Source organism: Streptomyces sp. NPDC058239 (genome assembly GCF_042882185.1).
GTDB lineage: Bacteria > Actinomycetota > Actinomycetes > Streptomycetales > Streptomycetaceae > Streptomyces.
The window spans coordinates 88149-113344 of sequence record NZ_JBHVWS010000015.1; the positions used below are offsets into that span (position 1 = coordinate 88149).

Sequence of the window (25196 nt, forward strand, 5' to 3'; positions counted from 1 at the left end):
GCGCCTCGCGCACCTCCCCAACAGATTTGAGTCACAGGGTGCCAGCGGCTGACTAATCCCCCCACCCCCACGGGTGGTGGGTTTTCGCCCCCCGCGGGGGGCCACACACCCCTCTGCGCGTTTTCGTCACACCTGCTCCTGCTCCTGCTCCGCGGGCGGCAGCGGGGGAGTGGAGGTGGGCGGCGCCGCCGGACCGATCTCGCACCAGACGGCCTTGCCTTCGCCGCGAGGCTCGATACCCCAACGGGCGGCGACGGCATCCAGGAGCAGCAGACCTCGCCCCGATGTCGCGGTCTCTCCCGGGCTGCGACGTCTCGGCCACACGCTTGAACGGTCCTGAACCGACAGCCGGACCCGCCGGACGGGCTCAGGCAGCACCTCCAGAGTGAGTACCGCGCCACCTTCCGTGTGCAGAAGTACATTCACCAGCAGTTCCCCGGTCACCAGCTCGGCGTCGTCGGCGAATTCGGCCATGTCCCAGTCGGTCAGGGCCTGGCGCACGATGGTGCGGGCGTCGGACAGTCCCTCCGGGTCCGCCTGGTGGACGTACTGATGCAGCCGCGGAGCCCGAGGCGACCCAGGGTCCGGGCTGCGCCGCAGCACCAGCAGGGCGACATCGTCCCCCGAACCCCAACGCTCCCACAGCCGGTCCGACAGATGATCGGCCAGCGCCTGAGCGCCCGCGGGCCCCGCGCTGACCTCGTTGATCAGAGCCTGCACGCCGGTGTCGACATCGACCCCCGGCTCTTCCACGAGTCCATCGGTGTACAGGACAAGGGTTTCGCCCGGCACCAGGTCGAGACGGGTCTCCGGAAACTCCTCGTCCTCGAAGTCGGTCGAAATGCCCAGGGGCAGACCGCCCCGCACCTGCGGGCTGCTGACCCGGCCGTCCATGTGCCGGATCAGCGGTCCGAAGTGGCCGGCGCGCACCACACGCACGGTCCCCGAGGCGAGATCGACCTGGGCGTACGTACACGTCGCGAAGCGTTCCGTGTCCAGTTCGGCGAGGAAGCGCGAGGCCCGGGCCAGCACCGTCGACGGATGGTGTCCCTCGCCGGCGTACGCGCGAAGGGCGATACGCAACTGGCCCATGATTGCGGCGGCATGCGTGTCATGGCCCTGCACGTCACCCACGACGATGCCGAAGCGGTTCATCGGCAGCGCGATCACGTCGTACCAGTCACCGCCGACCTGGCGTCCGCTCCAGGCCGCGTGATAGCGCACGGCTATCTCGCCGCCCTCGATCTCCTGGACCCGCCGCGGAAGCATGGTCGACTGGAGGCCGGTGGCGAATTCGCGCTCCTCGTCGAAGAGCTTCGCCCGCTGCAGGGACTGGGCCACGATGGCAGCCAGCCCCAGACACAGATTGCGCTCATCAGCGGTGAAACTCGTGTTTTCGTGGTAGAAGAGCGCCAGGGTGCCGAGGGAACGCGCCTGGGCGACGAGCGGCAGATAGGCGGCCGCGCGGAATTCCAGCCGTCCTGCGTAGGGGGTCAGCACGGGATAGCGGTGCATGAGTCCCGAGACCGAGGTCAGGAACCGCGGGCGGCCGCTGAGAATGGTGTCGGCCAGGGGGTACCTCCGGTCCAGACCCGTGGATCCAAGCTCGTCGATCGCCTCCAGTGGGTCGCCGCTCAGGGCGATGACGTTCAGTGCGGTGTTCTCGACCAGACCGAGTGCGAGGCCGTCCGCGCCGAGCCGGTCCAGCCCGCCCGGTCCGGTGAGCGCGGCGGTCACGTCATCCACGGTCACCGCATGTGACAACGCGCTCGTCGTGCGTTCAACAATGCTGGTCTGGCGCTGCCGCCGCTTTTCCAGGTCCCGCACGAAGGCCGAATGGGTTACCTCCGCCGTCGCGTCCCGTACCACCCCGACAACTCGGTGCGCCCGGCCGTCGTCGCTGCGCAGTATCCGCGCCTGGATATGGGTCCACTGGTCCCTGCCGCCGTCGAGCGGTACCCGGAAGTGAACGCTGTACGAGCTGCGCCCACCCTTGATCGCCTCGTCGATGGCCGCATTGAGTCTGGTCCGTTCCGGACGTTCGAGCCGTTCCACCAGGGACTCGGGCCGTGAGTCGAAGGTCAGTGGGTCCAGCCCGAAGACCAGCAGGCCCGCTTCGTCGATGTCGAGCGTGTGGGCATCCAGGTCCCACTCGAAACTACCCGTCCGATTCATGGCAAGCCGCTGCGCCGTCGCGGTCTCGCCGTTGTGCGTCTTCTCGATCAGCAGGCGGGGCGGGACGGATGTGCTCGGTTGCCGGTCGTGATCGGTCATTCCTGCTCCGGAGGTCTTCCGGCGGGGCAGCCGGGCGGCACGGCCCGTACGGGGTGTCTTAATTGTCGAACCGGTTCCGGCAGGCTGCCACAGCGGACACCCGGCCAAAACCGGGCTGAGGGCTGTTCCAGGCGGCCTCCGCACCCCCGCTGCCCGAGCCCGGGACCCGCCCCGCAGAATGGCAGCGGAAGATCGTCCGCGACCGGCGGGCGATACGGCACAGGGGCTGACCGGAGCGCATTCATGAACCACGACGATCCCGTCCTGCTGCACACCGAAGGGCGCGTCCGGCACATCACCCTCAACCGCCCGCGCGCCCTCAACGCGCTGAACCACACCATGGTGCTGCGGATCGACGGAGCACTCGCCGAGGCCGAGCGCGACGACACCGTCACCGCGGTCCTGATCACCGGGGCGGGGGAGCGCGGCCTCTGCGCCGGCGGCGACATCCGCTCGATCCACGAGGACGCCCGCGCGGGCGGCGGCTCATCGATGGACTTCTGGCGTGACGAGTACCGGCTCAATGCCCGTATCGCCCGATTCCCCAAGCCGTATGTCGCGATCATGGACGGCATCGTGATGGGCGGCGGCGTCGGTGTCTCGGCCCACGGCGACGTCCGGATCGTCACCGAGCGCTCGCGCATCGCCATGCCCGAGACCGGCATCGGCTTCGTCCCTGATGTGGGCGGGACGTACTTGCTCGGTGCCGCGCCCGGTGAGCTCGGCACCCATCTGGCGCTCACCGCGGATGCGGTCGGCGCGGGTGATGCGCTGCTGTGCGGGCTCGCCGACCACTTCGTACCGTCGCAGCGCCTCACCGAGCTCACCAGGGCCCTCGCCGACTGCGGTACGGCTGCCGAGATCGAGGTGACGGTGCGGCGGTTCGCCTCGCCCGCGCCGGGCGGCGAACTGGCGGCGCACCGCGAGTGGATCGATTCGTGCTACCGGGCCGACTCCGTCGAGGAGATCCTCGACCGTCTTGACAACAGCGGTGTCCCCGCCGCCAAGCAGGCCGCCGAGACGATCCTGGCCAAGTCGCCCACCGCGCTCAAGGTGACACTCTCCGCCCTGCGCAGGGCCCGCAGGCTCGACAGCCTGGAGGCGGTGCTCGACCAGGAGTACCGGACTTCGTGCACCGCCTTCACCAGGCCCGACCTGGTGGAAGGCGTGCGTGCCCAGATCATTGACAAGGACCGCAATCCCCGGTGGAGCCCGGCGGATCTGGCCGAGGTCTCCGAGGCCGACGTGGCGCTCTTCTTCGCCACGCTGGGCGAACGGGAACTCGGCCTGGACTCCGACTCCCGGGCGACGGACTGATCTGACGAGTACGGACTGAGGCAGGCCGGGGCGGACGAAGACGGAATTGAGACGGACCGGGGACTGCGGAGGCCGGTTCAGAGCTCGTTGGGGCCGGTGACGGTGCGGAACGGGATGCCGAGCAGGTCTGCCGCGGCCTTCAGGTCCTTGGCGCGGTGGCCGGTGCAGAGAGTCCAGTGATGGCCGATGCCGGTTGAGGACCATGCGTCGGTCCATTCGCCGGGGTCGAAGCCGAAGTCGACGCGGGAGGTGGTGTTGCCGATCTCCAGCAGGGGTCCCGGGACGACTTCGCCCTCGGAGGCGATGAACGCAAAGGTGCCGTCCGCCTCCTGACCGATACCGAACGTGGTGACCGGACCGTGTTTGACGTCGAACTCGACGCTGACGCCCCACCCGCGTTTGCCGTGGTACACGCCCAGCCCGCGCAGCAGCGGATCCTTGGCGCTGATCGCGAGGTGGGCGGGGCCGTCGTGGCCCATCTCGACGACCCGGTCGCGGAAGTTGAGGGCCTGGAGCTCGGTGAAGGAGCCGCCGGCGCCGATGGTGTCGGCGATGAGCATGGCGAGGCTGGTGCGCAGCTCGTACTCACCGGCCATCGGGACGCCTCGGGCGGTCAGCAGCGACGCGCCGAGGATCATGCCCGCGCCGAGCCGCTCGTGGATCTCGCCCTCGAGTCCGCGGTGGTAGTAGGCGAGGCTGTCGAGCTCGAAGTCCTCGACGAGCCGGTCGAGTCCGACCGACACCCGGGCGGCCCAGGCGAGATCGTCCTCGTCGACGGAGTCGTCGAGGGTGAAGACCGTACGCGCGAGCGCAACGCGTTCGGCGGCCTCCTCGTCCGTCACGGCGGCGACCCGGACCCGCAGGTCGTCGAATTCGAGGACTTCGACGTGTCCGCCGAACTGGGTGGAGACCAGCGTCATGTCGGTGGAGACATCGAGCATCCCGGGGTAGAGGTGGCCCATCAGCCCGTGCCGGCCGTGACGCATCGTGCCGCGCACCTGCGCGGCCGAGGTCCAGCGGCGGATCCGGTTCCAGGCGTTCTCGTCGTGCAGATGGCCGGAGACGGAGCGGAAGCGGATACCGCTTCGCCGGAACACATTGGCGACTTCCGGAAGCGGGCACTGTCCGCAGTACGCCAGCCACTTGCCCGTGTCGGTGTTCGGGTGGTCCATCGCCTCGGTCGGCTGGAGGTCGATGACCAGTAGAGGAGTGTGGGTGCGCTGAGCGATCGGCAGGACCATCGAGGCCGTGAGATATGTCGTCAGGAACATCACGACGATGTCGCAGTCGGCCCTGCGCAGCTGTTCCGCTGCTTTGGCGGCCTCCTGCGGGTCGGAGATGAAGCCGGCGTCGGCGACCTCGCAGCCCATCTCCTCGAACCGCCCGGTCACGAAGCGCGCCGATTCCTGCAGCTGGTCGAGGAGACCGGGGAACTGCGGCCAGTACGCGCCGAGTCCACCCGAGACCAGACCGACACGGGTACGGCGACGCGTGGTGCGGGCGAGCACGCCGTCGAGCACGGCGGCAGATACATCAGTCATGGGTTTCCTTCCTTCGTCTTCCATCGAGTACCCGGGTTCCCACGGAGAGGGGCCCGGGCTCCCGGTCGAGGTGTCCAGGACTCAGGCCGGCTCCAGCCTTGCGGCAGCCCGGTCCCAGGCCCGTTGATCTCCCTGGGGGGTGTAGTGGCGCAATTCCTGCGTCTGCACGACGAGTCGTCGCATGTCCATGAGGTCGCCGACCAGGCCATGGGCGCGTGCCTGGAGCAGTACGTTGCCGATCGCGGTCGCCTCGGCGGGACCGGCCGTGACCGGGAGGCCGGTGGCATCCGCGGTCCACTGGCACAACAGCTCGTTGCGTGAACCCCCGCCGACGAGATGGATACAGGTCAGCTCCCGCCCCGCAAGACCGGCGGCCTGCCGCAGCGTCCTGCGATGCGCCAGCGCCAGGCTCTCCAGCACACACCGCACATACCCGCCGGGAGTGTCGGGCGGATGCTGTCCGGTTCGTACGAGACGGGTGTCGATGCGCGACGGCATGTCACCCGGAGCGAGGAACATCTCGTCGTCCGGGTCGATCAACGCGGCGAACGGCCGGGCACGGGCCGCCTCTGCCAGCAGTTCGGCCAGGCCCGGAGCCGTACCCCGCCGGCCCCAGGCACGGCGGCACTCCTCCAGCAGCCACATGCCCATGATGTTGCGGAGATAGCGGATGGTGCCGTCCACCCCGCGCTCATTGGTGAAATTCGCCGCCCGGGACTCCTCCGTCAGCACCGGAGCCGCCAGTTCCAGACCTGCCAACGACCAGGTGCCACAGGACACATACGCGAATCCGGGCTCGACCGCGGGCACCGAGGCGACCGCCGACGCCGTGTCGTGCGAAGCGACGGTCGTCACCGGTGTACCGGCCGGCAGCCCGGTGTACTCGGCAACATGCGGCAACAGTGTCCCCGCCGGGTCACCCGGCTCACGCAGGGGCGGAAACCAGGAACGCTCCAGACCCAGTCGGCCGATCAGCGCATCGGACCACGTCCCGGCAGATGCATCGAACAGGCCGGTCGTCGACGCGTTGGTGATTTCCGCGCCCACCGTTCCGGTCAGCCAGTGCACCAGCAGATCGGGGATCAACAGCATCCTCCGTGCCGCACCCCAGTGGGAACTCGCATGATGCGCGGCGAGCTGGAACACCGTATTGAACGGCAGATGCTGCAAGCCGCTGACGGAGTACAGCTCCTGCGCCCCGCATTCGGCCAGCACTTGTTCGGCTACCTGGCCATTACGGCTGTCGCGGTAGTGGAACGGCAGCCCGAGCAGTGCCCCGTCGGCATCGAGAAGGCCGTAGTCGACCGCCCAGGTATCGATGCCGACCGAGGCGATCGGACCGCTGCGCGCAGCGGTCCGCAGACCGTCCAGCATCCCTTGGTACAGGGCGAGCACATCCCACCGCAGCCCGTCCGGCAGCCGGACCGGGGTATTGGGGAAGCGGTGCGCTTCGGTCAGCACGAGCTTCCCGGGACCGGCCCGGCCGGTGATCACCCGGCCGCTGGTGGCACCGAGGTCCACGGCCGCGAAGACCGCGTCGCTGAGTGACGTCACAGACATGGGACTCTCATCCGGGTCATCGCAGGAACGCCGCCGCCACACCGGCGTCGACGGGAATGTGAAGACCGGTGGTGTGCGTGAGGTCCCCGCCGGTCAGTGCGAAGACGGCGTTCGCGACGTGCTCGGGGAGCACCTCGCGCTTGAGGAGGGTCCGCTGGGCGTAGAACTCGCCGAGCTTCTCCTCCTCGATGCCGTACGTCGCCGCACGCTGGGCACCCCAGCCGGCCGCGAAGATCCCCGAACCGCGTACCACACCGTCGGGGTTGATGCCGTTCACCCGGATCCCGTGCTCGCCCAACTCGGCCGCCAGCAGCCGCACCTGGTGAGCCTGATCGGCCTTGGTCGCCGAGTAGGCGATGTTGTTCGGGCCCGCGAACACCGCGTTCTTCGACGCGATGTAGACGATGTCGCCGCCGAGGTTCTGCGCCCGCATCACCCTGGCGGCCTCACGCGAGACCAGGAACGAGCCGCGCGCCATGATGTCGTGCTGAAGATCCCAGTCCCGGGCCGTGGTTTCGAGCAGCGGCTTCGAGATCGAGATCCCGGCATTGTTCACGACGAGATCCACACCACCGAAGGCGAGCACCGCCGCCTTGAGTGCCCCGGCGATCTGCTCCTCACTGGTCACGTCGACCGTCACCGCGACAGCCTTGTCGGGTCCGCCGAGCTCCTGCGCCACCGAGGAGGCGCTCTCCGCATCCAGGTCCGCGACGACGACGCACGCCCCCTCCGCGACCAGCCGGTGCGCGATGGCCTTGCCGATACCGGACCCCGCACCCGTGACCAGCGCCACCCGGGTGGCCAGTGGCTTGGGCTTCGGCATCCGGCGCAGCTTGGCCTCCTCCAGTTCCCAGTACTCGATGCGGAACTTCTCGGACTCCTCGATCGGCGCGTACGAGGAGACGGCCTCGGCGCCGCGCATCACATTGATGGCATTGAGGTAGAACTCCCCGGCGACCCGGGCAGTCTGCTTGTCCTTGCCGAAGGAGAACATGCCGACTCCGGGCACCAGCACGATTGCCGGGTCCGCGCCGCGCATCGCGGGGGAGTCGGGGGTTGCGTGACGCTCGTAGTACGCGCGATACGCCTCCCGGTACTCCCTGTGCAGTTCCTTCAGGCGTGCCGCAGCCTCGTCCAGCGGTGAGTCCGCGGGCAGGTCGAGGACCAGTGGGCTGACCTTCGTACGGAGGAAATGGTCGGGGCACGAGGTACCGAGCGAGGCGAGCCGCGGGTGTTCGGTGCGGGAGAGGAAGTCCAGCACGGGCTGCGTGTCGGTGAAGTGACCCACCTGCGGACGGTCGGTTGAGGCCAGACCGCGGATCAGCGGGGCGAGCGCGGCGGCTCGCTCCCGGCGCCGCTCCTCCAAGAGGGCCTCCCGGCCGGCCCACACGGGGCCGAACGGCTCCGTCCTGCCCCGCTCCTGAAGGAATGCCTCAGCGGTGCGGATCATCCAGAGCGCGTTGTGCTCGCACTCCTCGGACGTCTCGCCCCAGGCCGTGATCCCATGGCCGCCGAGGATCACACCGACGGCCTGTGGGCTGGACTCCTTGACCGCGGCGATGTCCAGACCGAGCTGGAACCCGGGCCTGCGCCAGCCCACCCAGGCCACCTTGTCGCCGAAACACTCCGCCGTGAGCTTCTCACCGTCGGCAGAGCACGCCAGCGCGATCCCCGAGTCCGGATGCAGATGATCGACATGCGCGGCCTCGACCAGGGCGTGCATCGCCGTGTCGATGGACGGAGCGGCGCCGCCCTTGCCATGCAGGCAGTAGTCGAACGCCGACACCATCTCGTCCTCGCGCGCCATCCCGGGATACACGTTCTTGAGCGCGCGCACCCGGTCCAGGCGCAGCACGGCGAGACCGGCCTCGGTCAGCGTGCCGAGATCGCCACCGGACCCCTTGACCCACAGCAGCTCGGTCTCGCCGCCGGTGACCGGGTCGGTGGCGGTGGCCTTGACCGATGCATTGCCACCTGCGTAGTTGGTGTTTCGGGCGTCGGAGCCGATCCGGTGGGCGCGCTCCAGGAGCGCGGCGACTTCGGCGTGGGTCGCGGACGTCATGAGATTCCTTCGATGTCGGGTTCGGGCTGAATCGGTCGGACGGGCGTACGGGGGAGAGGGGGCGGGGCTCAGGCGCCCCAGCCGGCCTGTTCGCCACCGACCCGGGTGGCCGCGATCCGCTCCTGATTGCCCGAGGCCAGATATGCGGCGAACGGATCCCTGGCCAGCCCGATCTCATCACGCACCTCGGCGAGCAGCGGACGGACATCGGTGTTGTACGCGTCCATGAGGACACCGTTCGCGGCCAGCACATCGCCGGACTGCTGCGCGGCGCTCAGCGCGTCCATGTCGATCAGCAATGCCTTGGCGGTCGCTTCCTGCACATTGGCGACCGACCGGATCACGGCAGGGATCTTCGCCTCGATGTTGTGGCACTGGTCGAGCATGAAGTTGACGTTCGTCTCGGGCTTCATGCCGCCGTTCTTGACCACCTCGTGCATGATCCGGAACAACTGGAACGGGTCGGCGGCCCCGACCATCAGATCGTCGTCGGCGTAGAACCGGGAGTTGAAGTCGAACGCGCCGAGCTTTCCCGCACGCAACAGGAACGCCACGATGAACTCGATGTTGGTGCCTGGCGCGTGGTGCCCGGTGTCCACGACCACCTGAGCCTTCGGGCCGAGATTCAGACAGTGCGCGTACGCCGTACCCCAGTCCGGCACATCGGTCGTGTAGAACGCCGGCTCGAACAGCTTGTACTCCAGCAGCACCCGCTGGTCGTCGCCCAGCCGCTCGTACACCTCGGCCAGCGCCTCGGCGAGCCGGTCCTGACGGGCCACGATGTCATCCTGCCCGGGGTAGTTCGTGCCGTCGGAGAACCAGAGCTTGAGATCGGGGGACCCGGTCGCGTCCATGATGTCGACGCACTCCAGCAGATGGTCCGTGGCCTTGCGGCGCACCTTCGGGTCGGGGTGTGTGACCGATCCCAGCTTGAAGTCGTCGTCCTGGAAGACGTTGGAGTTGATCGCGCCGATCCGCAGCCCGAGATCCTCGGCATGCCGGGTCAGCGCTGAGTAGTCCTCGACCTTGTCCCACGGAATGTGCAGCGAAACCTTCGGTGCGACACCCGTGAACGCGTTCACCTGGGCCGCGTCCTCCAGCTTCTCGAACGGGTCGCGCGGCACTCCTGGCTGCGCGAACACCTTGAACCGCGTGCCGGAGTTCCCGTACCCCCACGACGGTGTCTCGATCACCTGCGACTTCAGAGCTGCCTTGACGGCCGACACATCAGACATGAACACCTCACAAGCGGAGTCATCCAGCGACCGACGGTCGGCAGGACAATATGAATCGTTTCATCTTGTCGTACGCTAGGATTTTCACTAGCTTCCAGTCAAGCGGCTAGTCGTGTTCTCTTCTCGACTTGAATCAATTCACCCCATAGGTGGGGGCGGCGCGCTCGCAGAGGGGGTTGACCACGGGACGAGCGATTGGGTTCGGGCCGACAGGAATCGAGTGGGCTCGGGGTGGTCCTGAGAACGCCCTGCACGCCGACTCGTTCAGAGCATGGTGGCGCATCCGAGCGACGAGGTGAAGAGCGACGGCGCGGCGACGGCTATGACCGCTGACCGCCGGACGGGGCGGGACCTTCCGGTCCGGCCGCCCGGCGATGGAGAACACCGCAACCGCGGGATCCTTCAGCGGATTCGTTCAGCGACCGCTGCCGGACATGCTCGGCTGAAGTGAGCGCACGAGATCGAAGAACCGGGACTCGTTGCCGCAGAGCCCCGCGCGCTCCAGCGCGCCATCGGCCTCCGCGATCGGCGAGGCGAGCAATGGCACGTACAAGGGGCCCTCGTCAGGTTCCGCGAGTGCGGCCCGAGTGGCCTCCAGCAGTCGGACATACGCCTGGGCCGCGGCGAGTTCGTCATCGCGCATCTCAGCATCTCCCGGTCAGAGGTGTCGGACCCACCAGCATCCCTCATGGGTCTGACAACGCACTCCCACAGCGGCGCGAGGCCGCCCACTAGTCGCCGTTCGGCCGTCGGACACCGGCCGGTGGTTCGACCTCCAGAAATCTTCTGCGCCGCGGTCCGCGGTACAGCAGCACCGTCCAGCCCAACTCCCGCAGCACAGCCGCGCACCGGGCAAGCTCGCCCTCCTCCGCGTGGGCGGCCCCGCTGCCGGGAGGACCGAGCCACTCGACCCTTACGCTGCCCGGCGCCTCTCCCTGCTCCAGGCGGTACCCGGTCGCCGTACGCAGGCCGGAGTCGTCAACCACCGAGGCGGCCAGACCCGACGCCTCCAGGGCCAGGGCGATGGCCCGTATCGGCCGGTTGGTCTCCCACTGTGCGGGTACGCCCTCCGGGCTCGTGTGCCCGGTGTTCGTCAGCCGCCGGATCTGCAGCATCCCCTCGAACGCCGTCCGTACCGAGGCGTCACGCCTTCCGTCCGGTGCGTGGTTCCTCGGGCCGTCCCCGGTGGCTGGTTCGAAGCCGGTCTCGTGCTCGGTGTCCATCAGCGTCCCCTTCGCCCGTGCCGTACTGCTGCCAGTGTGCGTCGCCCCACTGACAACGGCTCGGGCGCGAGGTGTCGAACGTCCTGACCGGGTCGCCGGCCCCACCACGCCCGACGCATCCTGACTACGCCCGCGGAACGTCCCCTTCACCGGACGGAGACGTCCCGGCCCCGCCGAGCACCTTGCCCGGACCGAGGCTGCCGTGCGGGTCCGGCGCCGCCTTCACCGCGTGATGCATGCCGAGCACCGCGGAGCCCAGCTCCGTGTTCATGCCGCGCATCTTCAGCAGTACCACCCCTTGCTCGCCCGTCACGGTGCCACCGAGCGCGATCGCATCGTCGAGGATGTCCTCGAAGGCCAACTGGGCACGGGATCGCGCGGATTCGTCTCCGGGCGGGGTGATGATCAGCGGGTGCAGGTTTCCGTCCCCGGCGGCGATGTTGGCCACCGGGATGTCGTGCCGGGCCGCTGTCTTCTCGATCCGGGCCGGCATCTCGGGAACCGCGGTCCGCGGCACACAGACGTCCTCGGTCAGACCGTCGTGGACATCGGTGACGCGGCTTCAGACGGGAGCGATCATGAAATCGGTGCGTACGGGTGACGGATCCCGATAGGGTCGACCGTCCGACAGCCCCGTACCCCAGAGGATCCACGCACTGTGCCCGAGAATGCCGAAGGCCCCGGTACCGATCGCACCGATCGTGCTTCGCTGCGCGCCGACTGTGCGAACTGTTTCGGGCTGTGCTGCGTCGCACTGACCCTGACCCGGTCTGCGGACTTCGCCATCAACAAGGATGCCGGTAAGCCCTGTCGCAATCTGCAGGCGGACTTCCGCTGCGGCATCCACACCGAACTACGGACCCAGGGCTTCCCCGGCTGCACCGTCTACGACTGCTTCGGAGCCGGCCAGAAGGTCTCCCACGAGACCTTCGACGGACGGGACTGGCGCCGGGCCCCGCAGACCGCCCAGCAGATGTTCGAGGTGTTCCCGGTCATGCGACAGCTCCATGAACTCCTCTGGTACCTGACGGAAGCGCTGTCCCTGGAACCGGCGCGCTCCCTGCACGGCGAGATCCGCCGCACCCTCGACGAAACGGAACGTCTCACCCATCTCCCGGCGGACGCGTTCACGGACCTGGATGTGGCCGCACACCGTGACGACGTGGCCGCCCTGCTGCTCCGTACCAGCGAACTCGTACGAGCCACGGTGCCCCGCAGCAAGAAGCGTGACCGCCGCGGCGCCGACCTCATCGGAGCCCGGCTCAAAGGCGCCGATCTGCAGGGCGCCGATCTGCGGGGTGCCTACCTCATCGCAGCTGACCTCAAGGGCGCCGATCTGCGTCTGGCCGATGTGATCGGGGCCGACTTCCGGGATGCCGACCTGGCCGGCGCCGATCTCACCGGAAGTCTCTTCCTCACCCAGGCTCAGCTCAATGCGGCCAGGGGCGACGCGACGACGAAAGTCCCGCCCTCGCTCAGCCGCCCCACGCACTGGCACCGGTGATTCCCGGCCCGGACCGCGATTCTGACGGCTCGGACACCGTCTCCGCCGGGCCGGAACGAATCGGCCGGTGCGGCGGGGCACGGCCGACGCCCGTGGTTCGTTGCACAGTGTGGCGTACCCGGAGCGCCTTCGACGACCGGACCGAGGAGTCCCGCACATGCCCAGCAGTACCGACCGCAGCCGCACCGAGCAGAGTCGCGCCGGCGGGAACCGCACCCGCCTGATCGAGCGGCTCATGGAGCAGTTCCCGCACGTGCCCCGGGAAGCCGTCATCAAGGAAGATCTGCTGCGCGGCGGCGTGGCGTTCGACGAGTCCGCCCTCAGCGACAACGAGGGCGGTGATGTCAAGCCGAAGTCGTACTTCATCTTCTCGTTCGACCACGGAACCCTCCCCGAGCTCGGCGCGGCCGCACTCCGCCGTCCGCCGGAGGAGATCGTGCTCACCGGAGGTCCGTACGAACTGCGCAGGACCGTGGTGTCGGTTCGGGTCAACCCGGCGTCCCCGTACCGCGTCGCGGCCGATGACGACGGTGTGCTCGGGCTGTACCTCGACGGCAGGCGGATCTCCGACGTCGGACTGCCGCCGATGCCGGACTACTACCGTCACACCCTTGAGAACGGAAAGTCCGTGATGGAGGTCGCGCCCACCATCCAGTGGGGCTACCTCGTCTATCTGACGGTCTTCCGGGTCTGCCAGTACTTCGGGGCGAAGGAGGAGTGCCAGTACTGCGACATCAACCACAACTGGCGCCAGCACAAGGCGGCGGGACGCCCGTACACCGGTGTGAAGCCGGTCGAGGAGGTCCTGGAGGCACTGGCCATCATCGACAAGTACGACACCGCGAAGACCTCCACCGCCTACACCCTCACCGGCGGTGCCATCACCTCTCACATCGGCGGCCGCGACGAGGCCGATTTCTACGGGCAGTACGCCAAGGCCATCGAGGAGCGCTTCCCCGGTCGTTGGATCGGCAAGGTTGTCGCCCAGGCCCTGCCCAAGGCCGATGTGCAGCGCTTCCACGACTACGGTGTCCAGATCTACCACCCCAACTACGAGGTGTGGGACCGTCGGCTGTTCGAGCTCTACTGCCCCGGCAAGGAACGCTACGTGGGCCGCGACGAGTGGCACCGCCGCATCCTGGACTCCGCCGAGGTCTTCGGTCCCCGCAATGTCATCCCCAACTTCGTGGCGGGCGTGGAGATGGCCGAGCCTTTCGGCTTCACCACGGTGAACGAGGCCATCGACTCGACCACCGAGGGCCTGCGGTTCTTCATGTCGCACGGCATCACTCCGCGATTCACCACCTGGTGCCCGGAGCCCACCACCCCGCTCGGAAAGACCAACCCGGACGGAGCGCCGCTGGAGTACCACATCCGCCTGCTGGACGCCTACCGCGCGACCATGGAGGAGTACGGGCTCAGCTCGCCCCCTGGCTACGGACCGCCCGGCCCGGGGCGCGCAGTCTTCTCCGTCAGCTCGTTCATGGACAGTCTTCCGGCCCGTCCGGACGACGTTCAGTAGTACCGGGCCGTTCGTCGGGCACCACCGGGGCGGCGGAAGCCAGTTCACGTACGACCCGGGCGAAACCCTGCACCAGGACGTTGTCCGTGCCGTCGACCCAGGCGAGCACGGTTCGCAGGGGCTCGACATCGGTCAGTGGCACCCACGAGAGATCGGGCCGGGCGTAGTACCGGGCCATGCTCAGTGGTGCGAAGCAGATGGCGGAGCCCTCCGCGACCTGCTCCAGCATCTCCTCGACGTTGTCGTTGGTCGGCCCCCACTTCGGACTCGATCCGTCCGGGCGGGGGTTGACGGCCCACCAGTCCACCCATTCGCGCGGTGCCCGCTCGGTCCACATCAGCGGCTCGTCACGCACGTCGAGTACGGATATCCCGTCGCGGCCCGCGAGCGCGTGCCCGGACGGGAGCCCAACGACCCGTGGCTCTGTGTGCACCACCTCGGTGCAGAGCCCGGTCAGGTCGTTGGGCAGCCAGACGAAGGCCAGGTCGACCAGCCCTTCACGCAGAGCCGCAGCCTCCTGACCCCAGTCGTACCGCTTCGGTGTCACACGGACTCCGGGGTGGCGCCGTGCGAACTCGGCCCGCGCGCGGGTGGTGAGTTCACCCGCACCGCTCGCCTCGAATCCCACCCGCAGCACACCAGTCTCCGCGCGCCGGTGCCGCTGGGCTGCGGCGGTCACCCGCTCGGACTGACGGACGGTGAGCCGGGCCTCGGCAATCACCTCGCGCCCGGCAGCGGTCGCGGACACACCACCGGCGTGCCGGTCGAAGAGCCGCACACCCAGCTCGGACTCAAGGCTCTTCAGGGCGTAGGACAGGGCCGGCTGACTGACGTACAGCCGTTGCGCGGCCCGTCCGAGGTTCTCCTCTTCGGCGATCACGGTGAGGTAGGTCAGCTGACGCAGCTCCATCCAGCGATCATAAATCGTCCTTATGGAGCGAGAGAGACTCTGTCTTGGACCACCCCGGATGCCGGCTGGCATAACTGAGCGAGGTCAACAACCCCTTTGAACAAGTAGAGTTACGGATGAACGCAGGGGCCGGCGCCGCTGACCGAGACAAGGTGAAAGGCCGCGTCTGGCTGATCACCGGAGCGTCTTCCGGCTTCGGCCGTTCGATCGCGGCCGCCGCTCTGGCCGCCGGGGACACCGTCGTGGCGACGGCCCGCAGGCCCGAAGCCCTCGACGATCTGGTCGCCGTGTACCCCGACCGGGCGGTCGCAGCCCAGCTGGACGTCACCGACACGGCACGCATCGCCGCGGTCGTCGCCGACACGGTGCTCTGGTACGGGCGGATCGATGTGGTCGTGAACAACGCGGGGCTGGGTCTGGTGGGGGCCGTCGAGGAGACCACCGACCGAGAGCTGCGGGATTTGATGGACCTGCACTTCTTCGGCCCCGCAGCGCTGGTCCGCGCGGTACTGCCCCACATGCGCCGTCAGCAGTCCGGCGCCATTGTGCAGATGAGCAGCCAGGGCGGGCGCTTCTCGTTCCCCGGTGTCGGCGCCTACTCGGCGACCAAGTTCGCCCTCGAAGGGCTGTCCGAGGCACTTGCGGCAGAGGTGGCCCCGCACGGAATCAAGGTGCTGATCGTCGAACCCGGGTCGTTCCGGACCGGGTTCGCCGGGGGAGGGGCACTCCGGCAGACCGCCGCGATCCCCGCGTACGAGGCGACTGTCGGCCCCGTCCGGACCGATCTCCCCAGCTCGGACGGCAAGCAGGAGGGCGACCCCGACAAGGCCGCCTCGGCCATACTCACCGCCCTCGCCGCCGAGCAGACGCCGCTCCGGCTGCTGCTCGGCAACGATGCGACCGATGCGGTCCACGCCCACCTCGATGCCGCCCGGGCCGAGACTCTTGAGTGGGAGACAGTCAGCCGCAGCACCGACTTCGGCGATTAGGGGCCGTGGGCGGCGGGACCGGGTTGTGGAGCGCATGGACTGGACCGTCGGGCTCTCGACGGTCCGGTGCATGCGGCGACCGCGCTGGGACGAACCCGTTGATTGCCGGCAATCCGTGCCGTCAGGCGCGCCACTCCGCCGTGCGCTCCGGGGATGCTTCGGCGAGCGCCTTGGCGACGGCTTCGGCATCGCCCTGATGGCCGTAGACCGGCGTGCCGGGCTGCTGCCGCCAGGACTCGTCGAGGCCGCCCGCGTCCACGGTGTCGAAGCCCAGTTCGTCGATGAGGTCGCGTACGACCTGCTTGGCTGCAGCGTCGTCACCGGCCACCGGCAGCGCCTGACGGCCGCGGCTGCCCTTCGGGAGGCCGTTGGCAAGGATGTCCTGCGCGTACGTCCCGTTGAATGCCTTGATCACCGGGTGGCCGATCTGTTCCTCGGTCCACCGGCTCTCCGCCAGACCGTCCTCGATCGCGGCGATGCGGCCGTCGCGTTGCTGCGGGTAGTAGTTGTTTGTGTCGATGACCACGACCCCCTCTGCGGCCTCGTCGAGGAACCCCGAGGGCAGAGCGGGGACGGCCTTGACAGGGACGGTGACGACAACGACCTGGGCTCCCCGAGCAGCTTCCGCGGCGGTGACCGGGGTGGCGCCGGTCTCCTCGGCGAGTGCGGTGAGCGTCTGCGGACCGCGCGAATTGGCGACGGAAACGTCATGGCCCAGCGCCGTGAGGCGCCGGGTGAGGTTACCGCCGATGTTGCCCGCTCCGATGATGCCGATCTTCATGGATCCGACCTTCCGATGGTGCCCGCGGTACTTGATGTGGTCTCGCCGGTTCACCAACTACCCACTGCGGGCCCATATTCCGGCCAGTGGCAAATTGATTCGCCCTTTCACCGGAAGGATGGGACCGGACGACTGCGGGCACGTACAGGAAGAGGAACGGAATCACCGAGCCCGCTTGGAGGCGGTGCCCATGCTGCATGGCGTCGACGTCAGCTCGTATCAGTCGTCCTTCGACACGGACGGACTGGACTTCGTCTTCATCAAGGCCACCGAGGGCCGTTCGTACGTCAATCCGCATCTGACCTCGCAGATCAAGCGTGCCAGGGACGCAGAATGCGTGGTCGGCTTCTACCACTTTCTCTGGCCGGGCAACATCACGGCGCAAGCGGAGTACTTCGTGAGCAAGGCTCCGGAGAATGCGGGTGATCTGCTCGCCGTGGACTGGGAGGAGAACGGCGAGGGCACGCGGGCGAGCAATTCCGAGAAGGACCGCTTCATCCGTGAGGTCAAGCGACTGAGGCCCCATCACAAGGTTCTGCTGTACTGCAACCGCTACTTCTGGCTGAATCACGACACCACGTCGTATGCGGGGGACGGCCTGTGGATAGCCGACTACGTGACCGCGGGGAAGCCCAGGATCAAGGCGTCCTGGCGCATTCATCAGTACACCGACCAGCCGCTCGACAAGGACGTAGCCGCGTTCTCCTCGCGGGCCGCCATGCGTGACTGGGCTCAGGGGTAGCCGCGCGCGGGCGTGCGGCCGGCGATCGGGCAGCGATGTGCGGGCACGCAGCACGTGGCACCGAACATCGGCAGGGGCACGGGAAAGTGAAATCCGGCCATCTGAAATACTCTGTTTCAAGGCTTCTGTCCCTCTCTGTGATGGTGGAGGGTGGCCGCTGAGCCGGACGTGCCCGATCGAAGCGGAGGAGTAATCCATGAAAGCCGCCGTTGTCCGCAGCTTCACCGAGCCGCTGGTGGTCGAGGAGAGGCCCGTGCCGACACCGGCCGGGCACCAGGTCCTGGTGCGGATGGAGACCTCCGGGCTGTGCCACACGGACATTCACGCGGCACGGGGCGACTGGCCGGTCAAGCCCAGCCCGCCGTTCGTGCCGGGTCACGAAGGCATCGGCATCGTGGAAGCGGCCGGTGTACAGGTCAAGCATCTTGCGGTGGGGGATCGAGTGGCCATCCCCTGGCTCGGAGAGGCGTGCGGACACTGCGACTACTGCATCTCCGGCTGGGAGACGCTCTGTCCGAAGCAGCAGAACAGCGGCTACTCCGTGGACGGCAGCCATGCCGAGTACGCGCTGGCGCACGGAACATACGTGGTGCCGGTACCCGTCGGCATCGACCCGCTGGACGCGGCACCGCTGACCTGCGCGGGCGTCACCACGTACAAGGCCGTGAAACTGTCCGGCGCACGCCCGGGCACGCGCGCCCTCGTCTCCGGTATCGGTGGTCTGGGCCACCTCGCCCTGCAGTACGCGCGGATCTTCGGCGCCGAGACGATCGCCGTCGATGTCACCGACGAGAAGCTGGCTCTCGCCCGCGAACTGGGCGCCGACCATGTCATCGATGCCCGGGTCCAGGATGTTGCCGAGGAGACCCACCGGCTCGGTGGAGCCGACGCGGCCATCTCGCTGGCCGTGAGCAACGCATCGTTCGGCGCCGCCTACGGCGCGCTGCGCCGGGGTGGCACGCTGGTCCTGGTGGCGCTCCCCGCCGAGGGCACGCTCGAACTGCCCGTCTTCGACACAGTACTGAACGGTACGAAGATCGTCGGCTCCATCGTCGGAACCCGTGAGGATCTCGCCGAAGTGTTCCAACTGCACAGGCTCGGCCGCACGCGCGTCGTCCGCGAGAGCCGAGGCCTTGAGGACATCAACGCGTCGATCGACGAAGTGCTGAAGGGCAAAGTGTCAGGTCGTCTCGTCTTCGACATGCGTTGAACCTGCGCTGAACCGCAGACGTACAGAGCCGTCGGCGGTGCTTGTCCGGGCTCTCGTCCGTGCCTTGTCCGTGCCTTGGCCGGGTGCGGACCGGCGCCGCCCCGGTCGCTCAGTACGACTGCAACTCGATGAGGTGGCCCTCGGGATCGCGCACATGGGCGGTGCGGAGCGTGGGGCCCCAGTCCGGACGGTCGCACGCACCGGCGACAGGGGAAGCACCGTGTTCCAGGCAGTGCGTCAGCCCGGCATCGACATCGGCGACCCGGCAGACGAACATCGAACGGTCCTGGGCGGGTGGTGCCTCGCTCGGCAGACCTGCGGTCCCGGTGACGGCCGCCATCGCACCGCGGTCGAAGAGCGCCAGTACCCCTTGACCGGTCGACGTCCCAGTGTGCGTACGGGCCGGACTCGCTGCCACTGGCCCGGGTCGCCCCGATCAGAGCGGGCAGCACCGCATCGTAGAAGCGGAGGCAATCCGTGAACCTGCTGACCAGCAGGCGCGGGTGCAAGGCATCCATGACGTGCTCCAATTAGTAGGTGAAGACCCATCATTGGTATAAGCCTAAGATATCGTCAATGAGCGAGACCCCGCCCAGCCTCCTGGGACTCACGACCTATTTGCTGTCCAAGACCGGCAAGACCGCGCGGAGCCGGCTGGCAGCGCGGCTGGCCGAGCGCGATCTGCGGCTCTGGCACATGGCTGTGCTGTCGGCGCTGGTCGATTTCGGCCCTCATGTGCAGCGGGAGCTGGCGTCACGGCTCGGGATCGACCGGAGCGACATGGTCAAGATCGTGGACGATCTGACGGTGGCAGGACTCGTGGACCGGGCTCGCGACACCACCGACCGCCGCCGGGTGACCGTCACGCCCACCCCGGCGGGCCGCGCGATGCTCGCGGATCTGCAGGCCGAGGCCCTGACTGTGCAGCGGGAACTGCTCGCCCCCCTGACCGGCCCCGAACAGGCGCAGCTGGCGGCCCTGTTGAGGCGAGTCCACGCCCATGTCCACGAAGGGCCCGAAGAACCGCGGTCAGGTCGCTGAGCGATTCCCCGAGCCCGGTGCGGCAGACTTTCCCGGGTGACCACAGCCGCGGCTCAGCCGCCTCGTGACCGTGCGCTCGGGCGCGGAATCTCCACCCTCATTCCGCAGGCCGCGACCGCAACCGCGGCCGAACACGCGGCGGCCGTACTGGCGGCCATGCAGAGCGTTCCGGTCCGGGTGGGAGTCCTCCAAGCCGCCGCGGTGCTCCTGGAGGAGCGGGTACGCGCGACGGATGACGGCGCGGAGCGCGCGGCGGCGGCGACGACGGTCGCCATGCTGCGCAGCGCGATCGGTCAGGCCCGCTGAACCAAGCAGCCCTGCCGGTTGCCGGCCAGGTGAAAGACCTGGGGAGCCGCTCATCGGCGCAGTACGTCGAGAGCCCGGACGCACGCGTCCGGATTCTCCCGCCAGTAGTGCCAGCTGTCCTCATGGGACAGAACAGTGGCGAGGGCGTCCTCCAGCCCGAGACTGCGAGACCCGGCGAGCTCCCGTACGACCACGACCGCTGCCGCCAGTCCGGCATCTCCCCCTTCGGTGAGGTACCCGAGGCCGGCTGCACGTCGCTCGGCGACCACCGTGCGCGAGGACTCCACCAGTGGTTTCAGCCACCGGGCCCACCGACTGTAGGAGTCCTCCCCCGGTCGCACCGCCATCTCCAACAGCGGTGCCAGCGCCCGAGCCAGACGTTCGCGATAGCTCGCGGCACTTTCTGTGACCCACGGGTGTTCGGTGATGAAGTGCCCCCAACCGGTCTCCACGTCCAACCGGTCGAGCCACCAGGTACCGGCGGGCCGCAGCCCCTCAGTACCTCCGAGGACGAAGGTGTCCCGCACCAGTTCGTACCGTGGTGGTCCGGCTTCCGCCAACAGGACGGCGTCGTACAGGTCCTTGCCCTGCGGGTAGGCGTCAGTGACCAGCCAGAGCAGCTTCCAGGCCAGTGACAGTTCGGGGGATGCGGCGAGTGCGCGACACCCGGGACCGTCCCCCAGGGGCTGAAGTTCAGTGACTGCTGCAGGGGCAGGCAGGGTTTCGTTGAACACCACATCGAGTTGTACGGTGCCGCCGGGCACCCCGGGCGCAGTCCAGGGCAGCAGCATACGGCGGCCCGGAACACGGTCATACGTCCAGATGTCCTCTGTCACCATGCCGGCGGCGTCGATACGGACAGAGCCACGGGCGGCGGCTGCCGCGTCCCGGGCGATCGTGTCGAACAGACCCGAGGTCCGGGGGTCGTCCATGGCCCATTCCTGAGGCACGACGAGGAAGTCCAGGTCGCCCGGTTCACGAGCGGCTTCGCCGAACCAGGTGGCCATCAACACGCTGCCACGCAGCACAAGATGCCTGCCCCACGGGCCATCCGCTACAGCCGCGAGCACCGTATCCAGAGCAGTGCGCCGCGCCCCGTGCCAGGCCCGGCCCAACTCTTCGTCCTCACTGTCGAATTCGGGCTCCCCTGCCCGGTAGGCGTTGGCGAACTGCTTCAGGGCGGGATCGAAGATCACCGGGTGATTCATGCCCGCAGGGGCGGGCAGCAGCGTCCCGGGGAGGTCGGAGCTGCGTCGTGTCTCGTCGTCGAGGGGCATATGCGGGATTCGTGGGGAGCCGTGCCAAAGCCCCGGCCAGGAAGAGGAGTTGTCGGCGGGGGGTGTCATGGCGGGGCTCCTGGGGGGAAGTTTGCTGCTTCTCGCGTGATTCGCGGCGGCGGTTTCTGCGCCGGACACGCGCGAGCGCCTGACAAGAGGATAGGTCCAGAAGCATCCATTGGCATGGACCTGATAGACGCTCTGAGTTACAGTCCGTTGCGGCACACTCTGAGAGCGCTCTCAGATGAAACCTCTCGGACGCCTGCTGTTCCTCCCCACGATGTCGGAACAACAGAAGGGCCATTCCCATGAGACGTATGACAGCCTTGCGCGCGAGCCTTGCCGCCACTCTGGTCGTCGGAGCCTGGGCGACCGTAGGTCTCGCCTCCGCCTCTGCCTCTGACTCTGCCGTGAACTCGCCGTCCGCTGCTCCCCGTACCGATACCGCCGAGGCGCCGGCGTCCGCCGGACTGATCTCCGCCATGCGGAGAGATCTCGGCCTGACGGAAAGCCAGGCCAGGGCACGTCTGGCTGCGGAGAAGACGGCAACAGCCGTGCAGGACAAGGCGCAACGGGCCGCCGGATCGTCGTACGCAGGCTCCTGGTTCGACCCGGCCACGGGCAAACTCGCCGTAGCCGTCACCGACGGCAAGAGGGTCGAGGCCGTAGGAGCGGCCGGTGCGAGCGTCCGGCTGGTGAGCCACAGTGCACGGCAGCTCGACGCGACGAAGGCGCAGCTCGACAGGCTCTCCGCGCCGGACGGCATCAGCAGCTGGCACGTCGACCCGAAGGCCAACCGGGTTGTCGTGAACGTCGTCGCATCGGCAGAAGGTGACAACGATGTCCGCGAGTTCGTCGAACAGGCCCGCAAGGCCGGCCCCGTCCAGGTGAAGCAGGTGCCCGAGGCTCCCAGGACCTTCTCTGCCGGGACGGTGGGCGGCGACCCGTACTACACGGGCAACGTCCGGTGCTCCATCGGCTTCTCCGTGTACGGCGGCTTCGTCACGGCGGGGCATTGCGGTCAGGCAGGCGCGGCGGTCAGCGGATGGGACGGCTCGGCCATCGGTAACTTCCAGGGATCGTCCTTCCCCGGTGACGACTACGCCTGGGTCGGCGTGGGCAACGGCTGGTGGACGGTCCCCGTGGTCCTCGGCTGGGGCACCGTCTCCGACCAACTGGTCCGGGGCTCCGCAGAGGCACCCATCGGTGCCTCCATCTGCCGCTCCGGCTCCACGTCCCACTGGCACTGCGGCAACGTGCTGGCCACGAACGAGACCGTGAACTACAGCCAAGGTGCCGTCTACCAGATGACCAAGACGAGCGTCTGCGCCGAGCCGGGTGACTCGGGCGGATCCTTTATCAGCGGGGACCAGGCCCAGGGGGTCACGTCGGGCGGCTGGGGCGACTGCAGCAGCGGTGGTGAAACCTGGCATCAGCCGATCAACGAGATCCTGAACCGGTACGGACTGACGCTGCACACGGCCTGACGGTACGCAGGCGGGCTGGATCGGTCTTCCCGTCGACTGTTCTTGAAAGGGCCTGTCGCGACAGGAGGTTCGTCACTCCAGCGCGACAGGCCTTTCGGGGCCGAGAGCGCCCGGATTCAGGACAGGACGGCGAGGGTGTCCCGGAAGGGCGGAGGTGGGCGATCGGGGTGTTCCGGCTGTCCTGAGCGCTGAAAAGCATGGGGCGAGGCGGTCGGCCAGGGAACTCGGGCCTCGATCATCTGGCCGTGGGCGGTCGGCGAGCGGACGTGGATGTGGGCCGACGTCGTCGTCTTCCCGTTTACCGTGCGGATTGCGTTTTCCGTCATCCTCGGCGATTGCACACCCGACGGTTCAACGGACTTCTGGAGCAGGGTCTGACAGTCGGCGGAGTGCGCTGAGCGCGTCCCAGCCGGCGTCGGGCGGAAACAGGTCGATGGCGGTGCTTCGGTCGGGGTCCAGGATCACGTAGTGCTCAGGGAGACAGGACAGGTCGCCCCAGGTCCCACGGGTATGGGCGCGCGTCAGCAAGTGACCGGATTCGGTGCACGCGATCCACGGGACCAGGAGGAGTTCAGGGGCGAGTCCGACCGTGGGTCCGGTCATGGGGGCGTCACCGTCGTGCTCCACCAGACGCAGGAGCGAATCGCATCCATCGCCCTGACACTGGACAATTCCCGGCCCCAGCGGCGAGGGCCACAGCCCCCAGGCTTCCGCCAACACGGCGAGTTCCGCTCTCATGGTCTCTTCGATGACGACTTGTTGTCGGACAAGCAAGGAAACGAGCTGGCTGAGGCCGCCCTCCTGCTCACCGATGTTCCCGGCGTCCATGACCTGCAGAGCATCGTCGCGAGGCAGGAGAGCAGCGAGGCGTTGCCATGTGGCGGCTTCGTCGATCACGTGCGAAAGGTTACCGATTGCCGCCACACCAGGGAACTGACACGGAGTCGAGTCAGGCGGTGGCGAGAGCCATGGACAGGCCGGTCGGTGGAGTGGGAGTCGTGCAGTCCGGGGCGGGGGTGTTGTGACTTCGATATCGACGCCGGACCTGGCCCGAATTTCTCCGTACCTGGCCGAGCACATCCGTCGGTTCGGCGAATACTCCACCACGAACTCGGCCTCCAGCCCGAGGTATACGACCCGGACCTGGATATCGGCTCAGCCCGCTTCGCGGCGACAGTCCGCCGGCCCCGGACGGCGATGCCCAGGCGGCCTGACCGCCAACTCACATGAAGATTTGGCCATGCCAGTGTCTCCGAGACGGAAAGCACCGCGCGGGGCGTCATGTCCGGTCGGTGAGTGTTCCGGGCATCTCTGCGCAGTTCAGGGTGACGGTGTCGGCGAAGGCGCGGGCCAGCGGGCTCAGGGAGTCCCAGCGGCGTGCGGCCCAGCCGACGGACAGGGCCGGCAGGTCCGGAAGCGGGATCATGCGGAGGCTGTTGTGGCCGGCGCCGTGGCGGCCGGACAGGGCGGGTACGACGGCGTGGCCGAGGCCGAGTTCCGCGAGGAGGATGGCGGTGTCCCAGTCGGCGACGCCGGTGTGGGCAGTCCACCGGATTCCCGCCTCCGCGAAGTGCGCGTCGAGATGGGCGCGGGAGGTCGAGTTCTCGGGCAGGCGGATCAGCTGCAGGTCGGCCAGGTCTGTGGGGTTGATATGGCTTCTGTCGGCCAGGGGGTCGTCGGCTTTGACGGCCAGTACCCAGGGCAGTTCGAGGACGGGGCGCTGTTCGATCCCGCGGACCGGGGCCCCGATGGTGATCCAGGCCAGGTCCAGGTCGTGCGCGGCGAGGGCGTCGAAACAGCTGCGGCTGGAGTTCTCAGTCTCGAATTCCAGGCTCACCCGGGGGTAGCGCCGGCGGAAATCGACGATGGCCTCGGCCATGAAGTGCCGTACGGTCGTTCCTCCCGTGGTGACACGCACCGAACCGCCGTCCCCGCGCACCAGGTCCTGCAGACGGCGTACGGCGAGGTCGATGCCGCCGATACCGTCGGCGGCGGCCGCCTGGAGGATTCGCCCTGCCTCAGTGGGCACGACACCCCGCGCATGCCGTTCGAGCAGGCTCACGTCAAGCTCCCGTTCCAGGCGCTTGACGTGCTGGCTCACCGCGGACTGAGTGCACGAAAGGTCGCGGGCCACGGCGCTCAGGCTTCCTGCTCTGCACACCGCAACGAAGACACGTAGATCATCAAGGGTCACGCGACTTAAGGTATCGCTTGG

22 protein-coding genes and 1 pseudogene are annotated in these 25196 nt (G+C 68.3%); 9 read left to right on the forward strand and 14 right to left on the reverse strand.

Annotated features, from left to right (window positions below):
- Positions 1-126: 126 nt before the first annotated feature.
- Positions 127-2274, reverse strand: a complete 2148-nt coding sequence (locus ACFVYE_RS18615; protein WP_383964870.1) for a SpoIIE family protein phosphatase — start codon at positions 2272-2274, stop codon at positions 127-129.
- A 243-nt stretch (positions 2275-2517) separates the two neighbouring features.
- Here ACFVYE_RS18615 and ACFVYE_RS18620 point away from each other — a divergent pair, with 243 nt between their 5' ends.
- A complete protein-coding gene (locus ACFVYE_RS18620) occupies positions 2518-3591 on the forward strand; it encodes an enoyl-CoA hydratase/isomerase family protein (RefSeq protein ID WP_383964872.1) in 1074 nt (357 codons plus the stop codon).
- Positions 3592-3668: 77 nt separating this feature from the next.
- Here the strand turns inward: ACFVYE_RS18620 and ACFVYE_RS18625 are convergent, their stop codons facing one another.
- From ACFVYE_RS18625 to ACFVYE_RS18655, 7 genes and pseudogenes are all read right to left on the reverse strand, one after another.
- On the reverse strand, positions 3669-5132 hold the full coding sequence (locus ACFVYE_RS18625) for an arabinose isomerase (RefSeq protein ID WP_389606418.1): 1464 nt from the start codon (positions 5130-5132) through the stop codon (positions 3669-3671).
- 81 nt (positions 5133-5213) lie between these two features.
- On the reverse strand, positions 5214-6692 hold the full coding sequence (locus tag ACFVYE_RS18630) for a rhamnulokinase family protein (protein ID WP_389606420.1): 1479 nt from the start codon (positions 6690-6692) through the stop codon (positions 5214-5216).
- A 16-nt stretch (positions 6693-6708) separates the two neighbouring features.
- Complete coding sequence (locus ACFVYE_RS18635) at positions 6709-8754, reverse strand: bifunctional aldolase/short-chain dehydrogenase (protein WP_383964880.1); 2046 nt, start codon at positions 8752-8754, stop codon at positions 6709-6711.
- 68 nt (positions 8755-8822) lie between these two features.
- Complete coding sequence (rhaI, locus tag ACFVYE_RS18640; RefSeq protein ID WP_383964883.1) at positions 8823-9989, reverse strand: L-rhamnose isomerase; 1167 nt, start codon at positions 9987-9989, stop codon at positions 8823-8825.
- A 415-nt stretch (positions 9990-10404) separates the two neighbouring features.
- Positions 10405-10632 carry a hypothetical protein gene (locus tag ACFVYE_RS18645; protein ID WP_383964886.1) on the reverse strand — a complete coding sequence of 76 codons (228 nt, stop codon included), beginning with the start codon at positions 10630-10632 and terminating at the stop codon, positions 10405-10407.
- An 88-nt stretch (positions 10633-10720) separates the two neighbouring features.
- Positions 10721-11212 carry a hypothetical protein gene (locus tag ACFVYE_RS18650; protein WP_383964889.1) on the reverse strand — a complete coding sequence of 164 codons (492 nt, stop codon included), beginning with the start codon at positions 11210-11212 and terminating at the stop codon, positions 10721-10723.
- A gap of 124 nt (positions 11213-11336) precedes the next feature.
- Positions 11337-11747: pseudogene (locus ACFVYE_RS18655) on the reverse strand (FAD-linked oxidase C-terminal domain-containing protein); the annotation flags it as partial.
- A gap of 123 nt (positions 11748-11870) precedes the next feature.
- Between ACFVYE_RS18655 and ACFVYE_RS18660 the strand changes: the two are divergent.
- Both ACFVYE_RS18660 and ACFVYE_RS18665 read left to right on the forward strand, forming a co-directional pair.
- Positions 11871-12716, forward strand: a complete 846-nt coding sequence (locus tag ACFVYE_RS18660; RefSeq protein ID WP_383964891.1) for a pentapeptide repeat-containing protein — start codon at positions 11871-11873, stop codon at positions 12714-12716.
- Between the two features lie 157 nt (positions 12717-12873).
- Entirely contained in the window at positions 12874-14238 is a 1365-nt protein-coding gene (locus tag ACFVYE_RS18665) for a radical SAM protein (RefSeq protein ID WP_383964893.1), read from the forward strand.
- On the opposite strand, the gene ACFVYE_RS18670 is transcribed toward ACFVYE_RS18665, so the two are convergent.
- Positions 14198-15148 (reverse strand): LysR family transcriptional regulator, encoded by a 951-nt coding sequence (locus tag ACFVYE_RS18670; protein WP_383964896.1) that lies wholly within the window; start codon positions 15146-15148, stop codon positions 14198-14200. The genes ACFVYE_RS18665 and ACFVYE_RS18670 overlap by 41 nt on opposite strands.
- 116 nt (positions 15149-15264) lie before the next feature.
- Between ACFVYE_RS18670 and ACFVYE_RS18675 the strand changes: the two genes are divergently transcribed.
- A complete protein-coding gene (locus ACFVYE_RS18675) occupies positions 15265-16137 on the forward strand; it encodes an oxidoreductase (protein WP_383964899.1) in 873 nt (290 codons plus the stop codon).
- A 121-nt stretch (positions 16138-16258) separates the two neighbouring features.
- Here the strand turns inward: ACFVYE_RS18675 and ACFVYE_RS18680 are convergent, their stop codons facing one another.
- Positions 16259-16954 (reverse strand): NADPH-dependent F420 reductase, encoded by a 696-nt coding sequence (locus ACFVYE_RS18680; RefSeq protein ID WP_383964994.1) that lies wholly within the window; start codon positions 16952-16954, stop codon positions 16259-16261.
- 154 nt (positions 16955-17108) lie between these two features.
- On the opposite strand from ACFVYE_RS18680, the gene ACFVYE_RS18685 reads away from it, so the two are divergent.
- The gene (locus ACFVYE_RS18685; RefSeq protein ID WP_383964902.1) at positions 17109-17660 is read left to right on the forward strand and encodes a glycoside hydrolase family 25 protein; all 552 of its coding nucleotides are present in this window, start codon (positions 17109-17111) and stop codon (positions 17658-17660) included.
- Positions 17661-17856: 196 nt separating this feature from the next.
- Positions 17857-18870, forward strand: a complete 1014-nt coding sequence (gene adhP / locus ACFVYE_RS18690; protein ID WP_383964905.1) for an alcohol dehydrogenase AdhP — start codon at positions 17857-17859, stop codon at positions 18868-18870.
- A 109-nt stretch (positions 18871-18979) separates the two neighbouring features.
- Here the strand turns inward: adhP and ACFVYE_RS18695 are convergent, their stop codons facing one another.
- On the reverse strand, positions 18980-19288 hold the full coding sequence (locus ACFVYE_RS18695) for a VOC family protein (protein ID WP_383964908.1): 309 nt from the start codon (positions 19286-19288) through the stop codon (positions 18980-18982).
- A gap of 158 nt (positions 19289-19446) precedes the next feature.
- Here ACFVYE_RS18695 and ACFVYE_RS18700 point away from each other — a divergent pair, with 158 nt between their 5' ends.
- A complete protein-coding gene (locus ACFVYE_RS18700) occupies positions 19447-19911 on the forward strand; it encodes a MarR family winged helix-turn-helix transcriptional regulator (protein WP_383964911.1) in 465 nt (154 codons plus the stop codon).
- Between the two features lie 36 nt (positions 19912-19947).
- On the forward strand, positions 19948-20217 hold the full coding sequence (locus tag ACFVYE_RS18705; protein WP_383964914.1) for a hypothetical protein: 270 nt from the start codon (positions 19948-19950) through the stop codon (positions 20215-20217).
- Between the two features lie 50 nt (positions 20218-20267).
- Here ACFVYE_RS18705 and ACFVYE_RS18710 read toward each other — a convergent pair whose 3' ends face one another.
- Positions 20268-21563 (reverse strand): nucleotidyl transferase AbiEii/AbiGii toxin family protein, encoded by a 1296-nt coding sequence (locus ACFVYE_RS18710; protein ID WP_383964917.1) that lies wholly within the window; start codon positions 21561-21563, stop codon positions 20268-20270.
- A 239-nt stretch (positions 21564-21802) separates the two neighbouring features.
- On the opposite strand from ACFVYE_RS18710, the gene ACFVYE_RS18715 reads away from it, so the two are divergent.
- Positions 21803-22981 carry a S1 family peptidase gene (locus ACFVYE_RS18715; protein WP_383964920.1) on the forward strand — a complete coding sequence of 393 codons (1179 nt, stop codon included), beginning with the start codon at positions 21803-21805 and terminating at the stop codon, positions 22979-22981.
- Between the two features lie 351 nt (positions 22982-23332).
- Here the strand turns inward: ACFVYE_RS18715 and ACFVYE_RS18720 are convergent, their stop codons facing one another.
- Together ACFVYE_RS18720 and ACFVYE_RS18725 are read right to left on the reverse strand one after the other, a co-directional pair.
- Positions 23333-23878, reverse strand: a complete 546-nt coding sequence (locus ACFVYE_RS18720) for a hypothetical protein (RefSeq protein ID WP_389606426.1) — start codon at positions 23876-23878, stop codon at positions 23333-23335.
- A gap of 382 nt (positions 23879-24260) precedes the next feature.
- Positions 24261-25175 (reverse strand): LysR family transcriptional regulator, encoded by a 915-nt coding sequence (locus tag ACFVYE_RS18725; RefSeq protein ID WP_383964925.1) that lies wholly within the window; start codon positions 25173-25175, stop codon positions 24261-24263.
- Positions 25176-25196: the final 21 nt, after the last annotated feature.

Excerpts from the sequence above, each read along its gene's own strand:
- ACFVYE_RS18620 (WP_383964872.1), top strand. The coding sequence starts at position 2,518 with ATGAACCACGACGATCCCGTCCTGCTGCACACCGAAGGGCGCGTCCGG.
- ACFVYE_RS18635 (WP_383964880.1), bottom strand. The coding sequence starts at position 8,754 with ATGACGTCCGCGACCCACGCCGAAGTCGCCGCGCTCCTGGAGCGCGCC.
- ACFVYE_RS18615 (WP_383964870.1), bottom strand. The coding sequence starts at position 2,274 with ATGACCGATCACGACCGGCAACCGAGCACATCCGTCCCGCCCCGCCTG.
- ACFVYE_RS18625 (WP_389606418.1), bottom strand. The coding sequence starts at position 5,132 with ATGACTGATGTATCTGCCGCCGTGCTCGACGGCGTGCTCGCCCGCACC.
- ACFVYE_RS18700 (WP_383964911.1), top strand. The coding sequence starts at position 19,447 with ATGAGCGAGACCCCGCCCAGCCTCCTGGGACTCACGACCTATTTGCTG.
- ACFVYE_RS18670 (WP_383964896.1), bottom strand. The coding sequence starts at position 15,148 with ATGGAGCTGCGTCAGCTGACCTACCTCACCGTGATCGCCGAAGAGGAG.
- ACFVYE_RS18710 (WP_383964917.1), bottom strand. The coding sequence starts at position 21,563 with ATGACACCCCCCGCCGACAACTCCTCTTCCTGGCCGGGGCTTTGGCAC.
- ACFVYE_RS18650 (WP_383964889.1), bottom strand. The coding sequence starts at position 11,212 with ATGGACACCGAGCACGAGACCGGCTTCGAACCAGCCACCGGGGACGGC.
- ACFVYE_RS18665 (WP_383964893.1), top strand. The coding sequence starts at position 12,874 with ATGCCCAGCAGTACCGACCGCAGCCGCACCGAGCAGAGTCGCGCCGGC.
- ACFVYE_RS18675 (WP_383964899.1), top strand. The coding sequence starts at position 15,265 with ATGAACGCAGGGGCCGGCGCCGCTGACCGAGACAAGGTGAAAGGCCGC.
- ACFVYE_RS18645 (WP_383964886.1), bottom strand. The coding sequence starts at position 10,632 with ATGCGCGATGACGAACTCGCCGCGGCCCAGGCGTATGTCCGACTGCTG.
- ACFVYE_RS18630 (WP_389606420.1), bottom strand. The coding sequence starts at position 6,692 with ATGTCTGTGACGTCACTCAGCGACGCGGTCTTCGCGGCCGTGGACCTC.
- adhP (WP_383964905.1), top strand. The coding sequence starts at position 17,857 with ATGAAAGCCGCCGTTGTCCGCAGCTTCACCGAGCCGCTGGTGGTCGAG.
- ACFVYE_RS18715 (WP_383964920.1), top strand. The coding sequence starts at position 21,803 with ATGAGACGTATGACAGCCTTGCGCGCGAGCCTTGCCGCCACTCTGGTC.
- ACFVYE_RS18685 (WP_383964902.1), top strand. The coding sequence starts at position 17,109 with ATGCTGCATGGCGTCGACGTCAGCTCGTATCAGTCGTCCTTCGACACG.
- rhaI (WP_383964883.1), bottom strand. The coding sequence starts at position 9,989 with ATGTCTGATGTGTCGGCCGTCAAGGCAGCTCTGAAGTCGCAGGTGATC.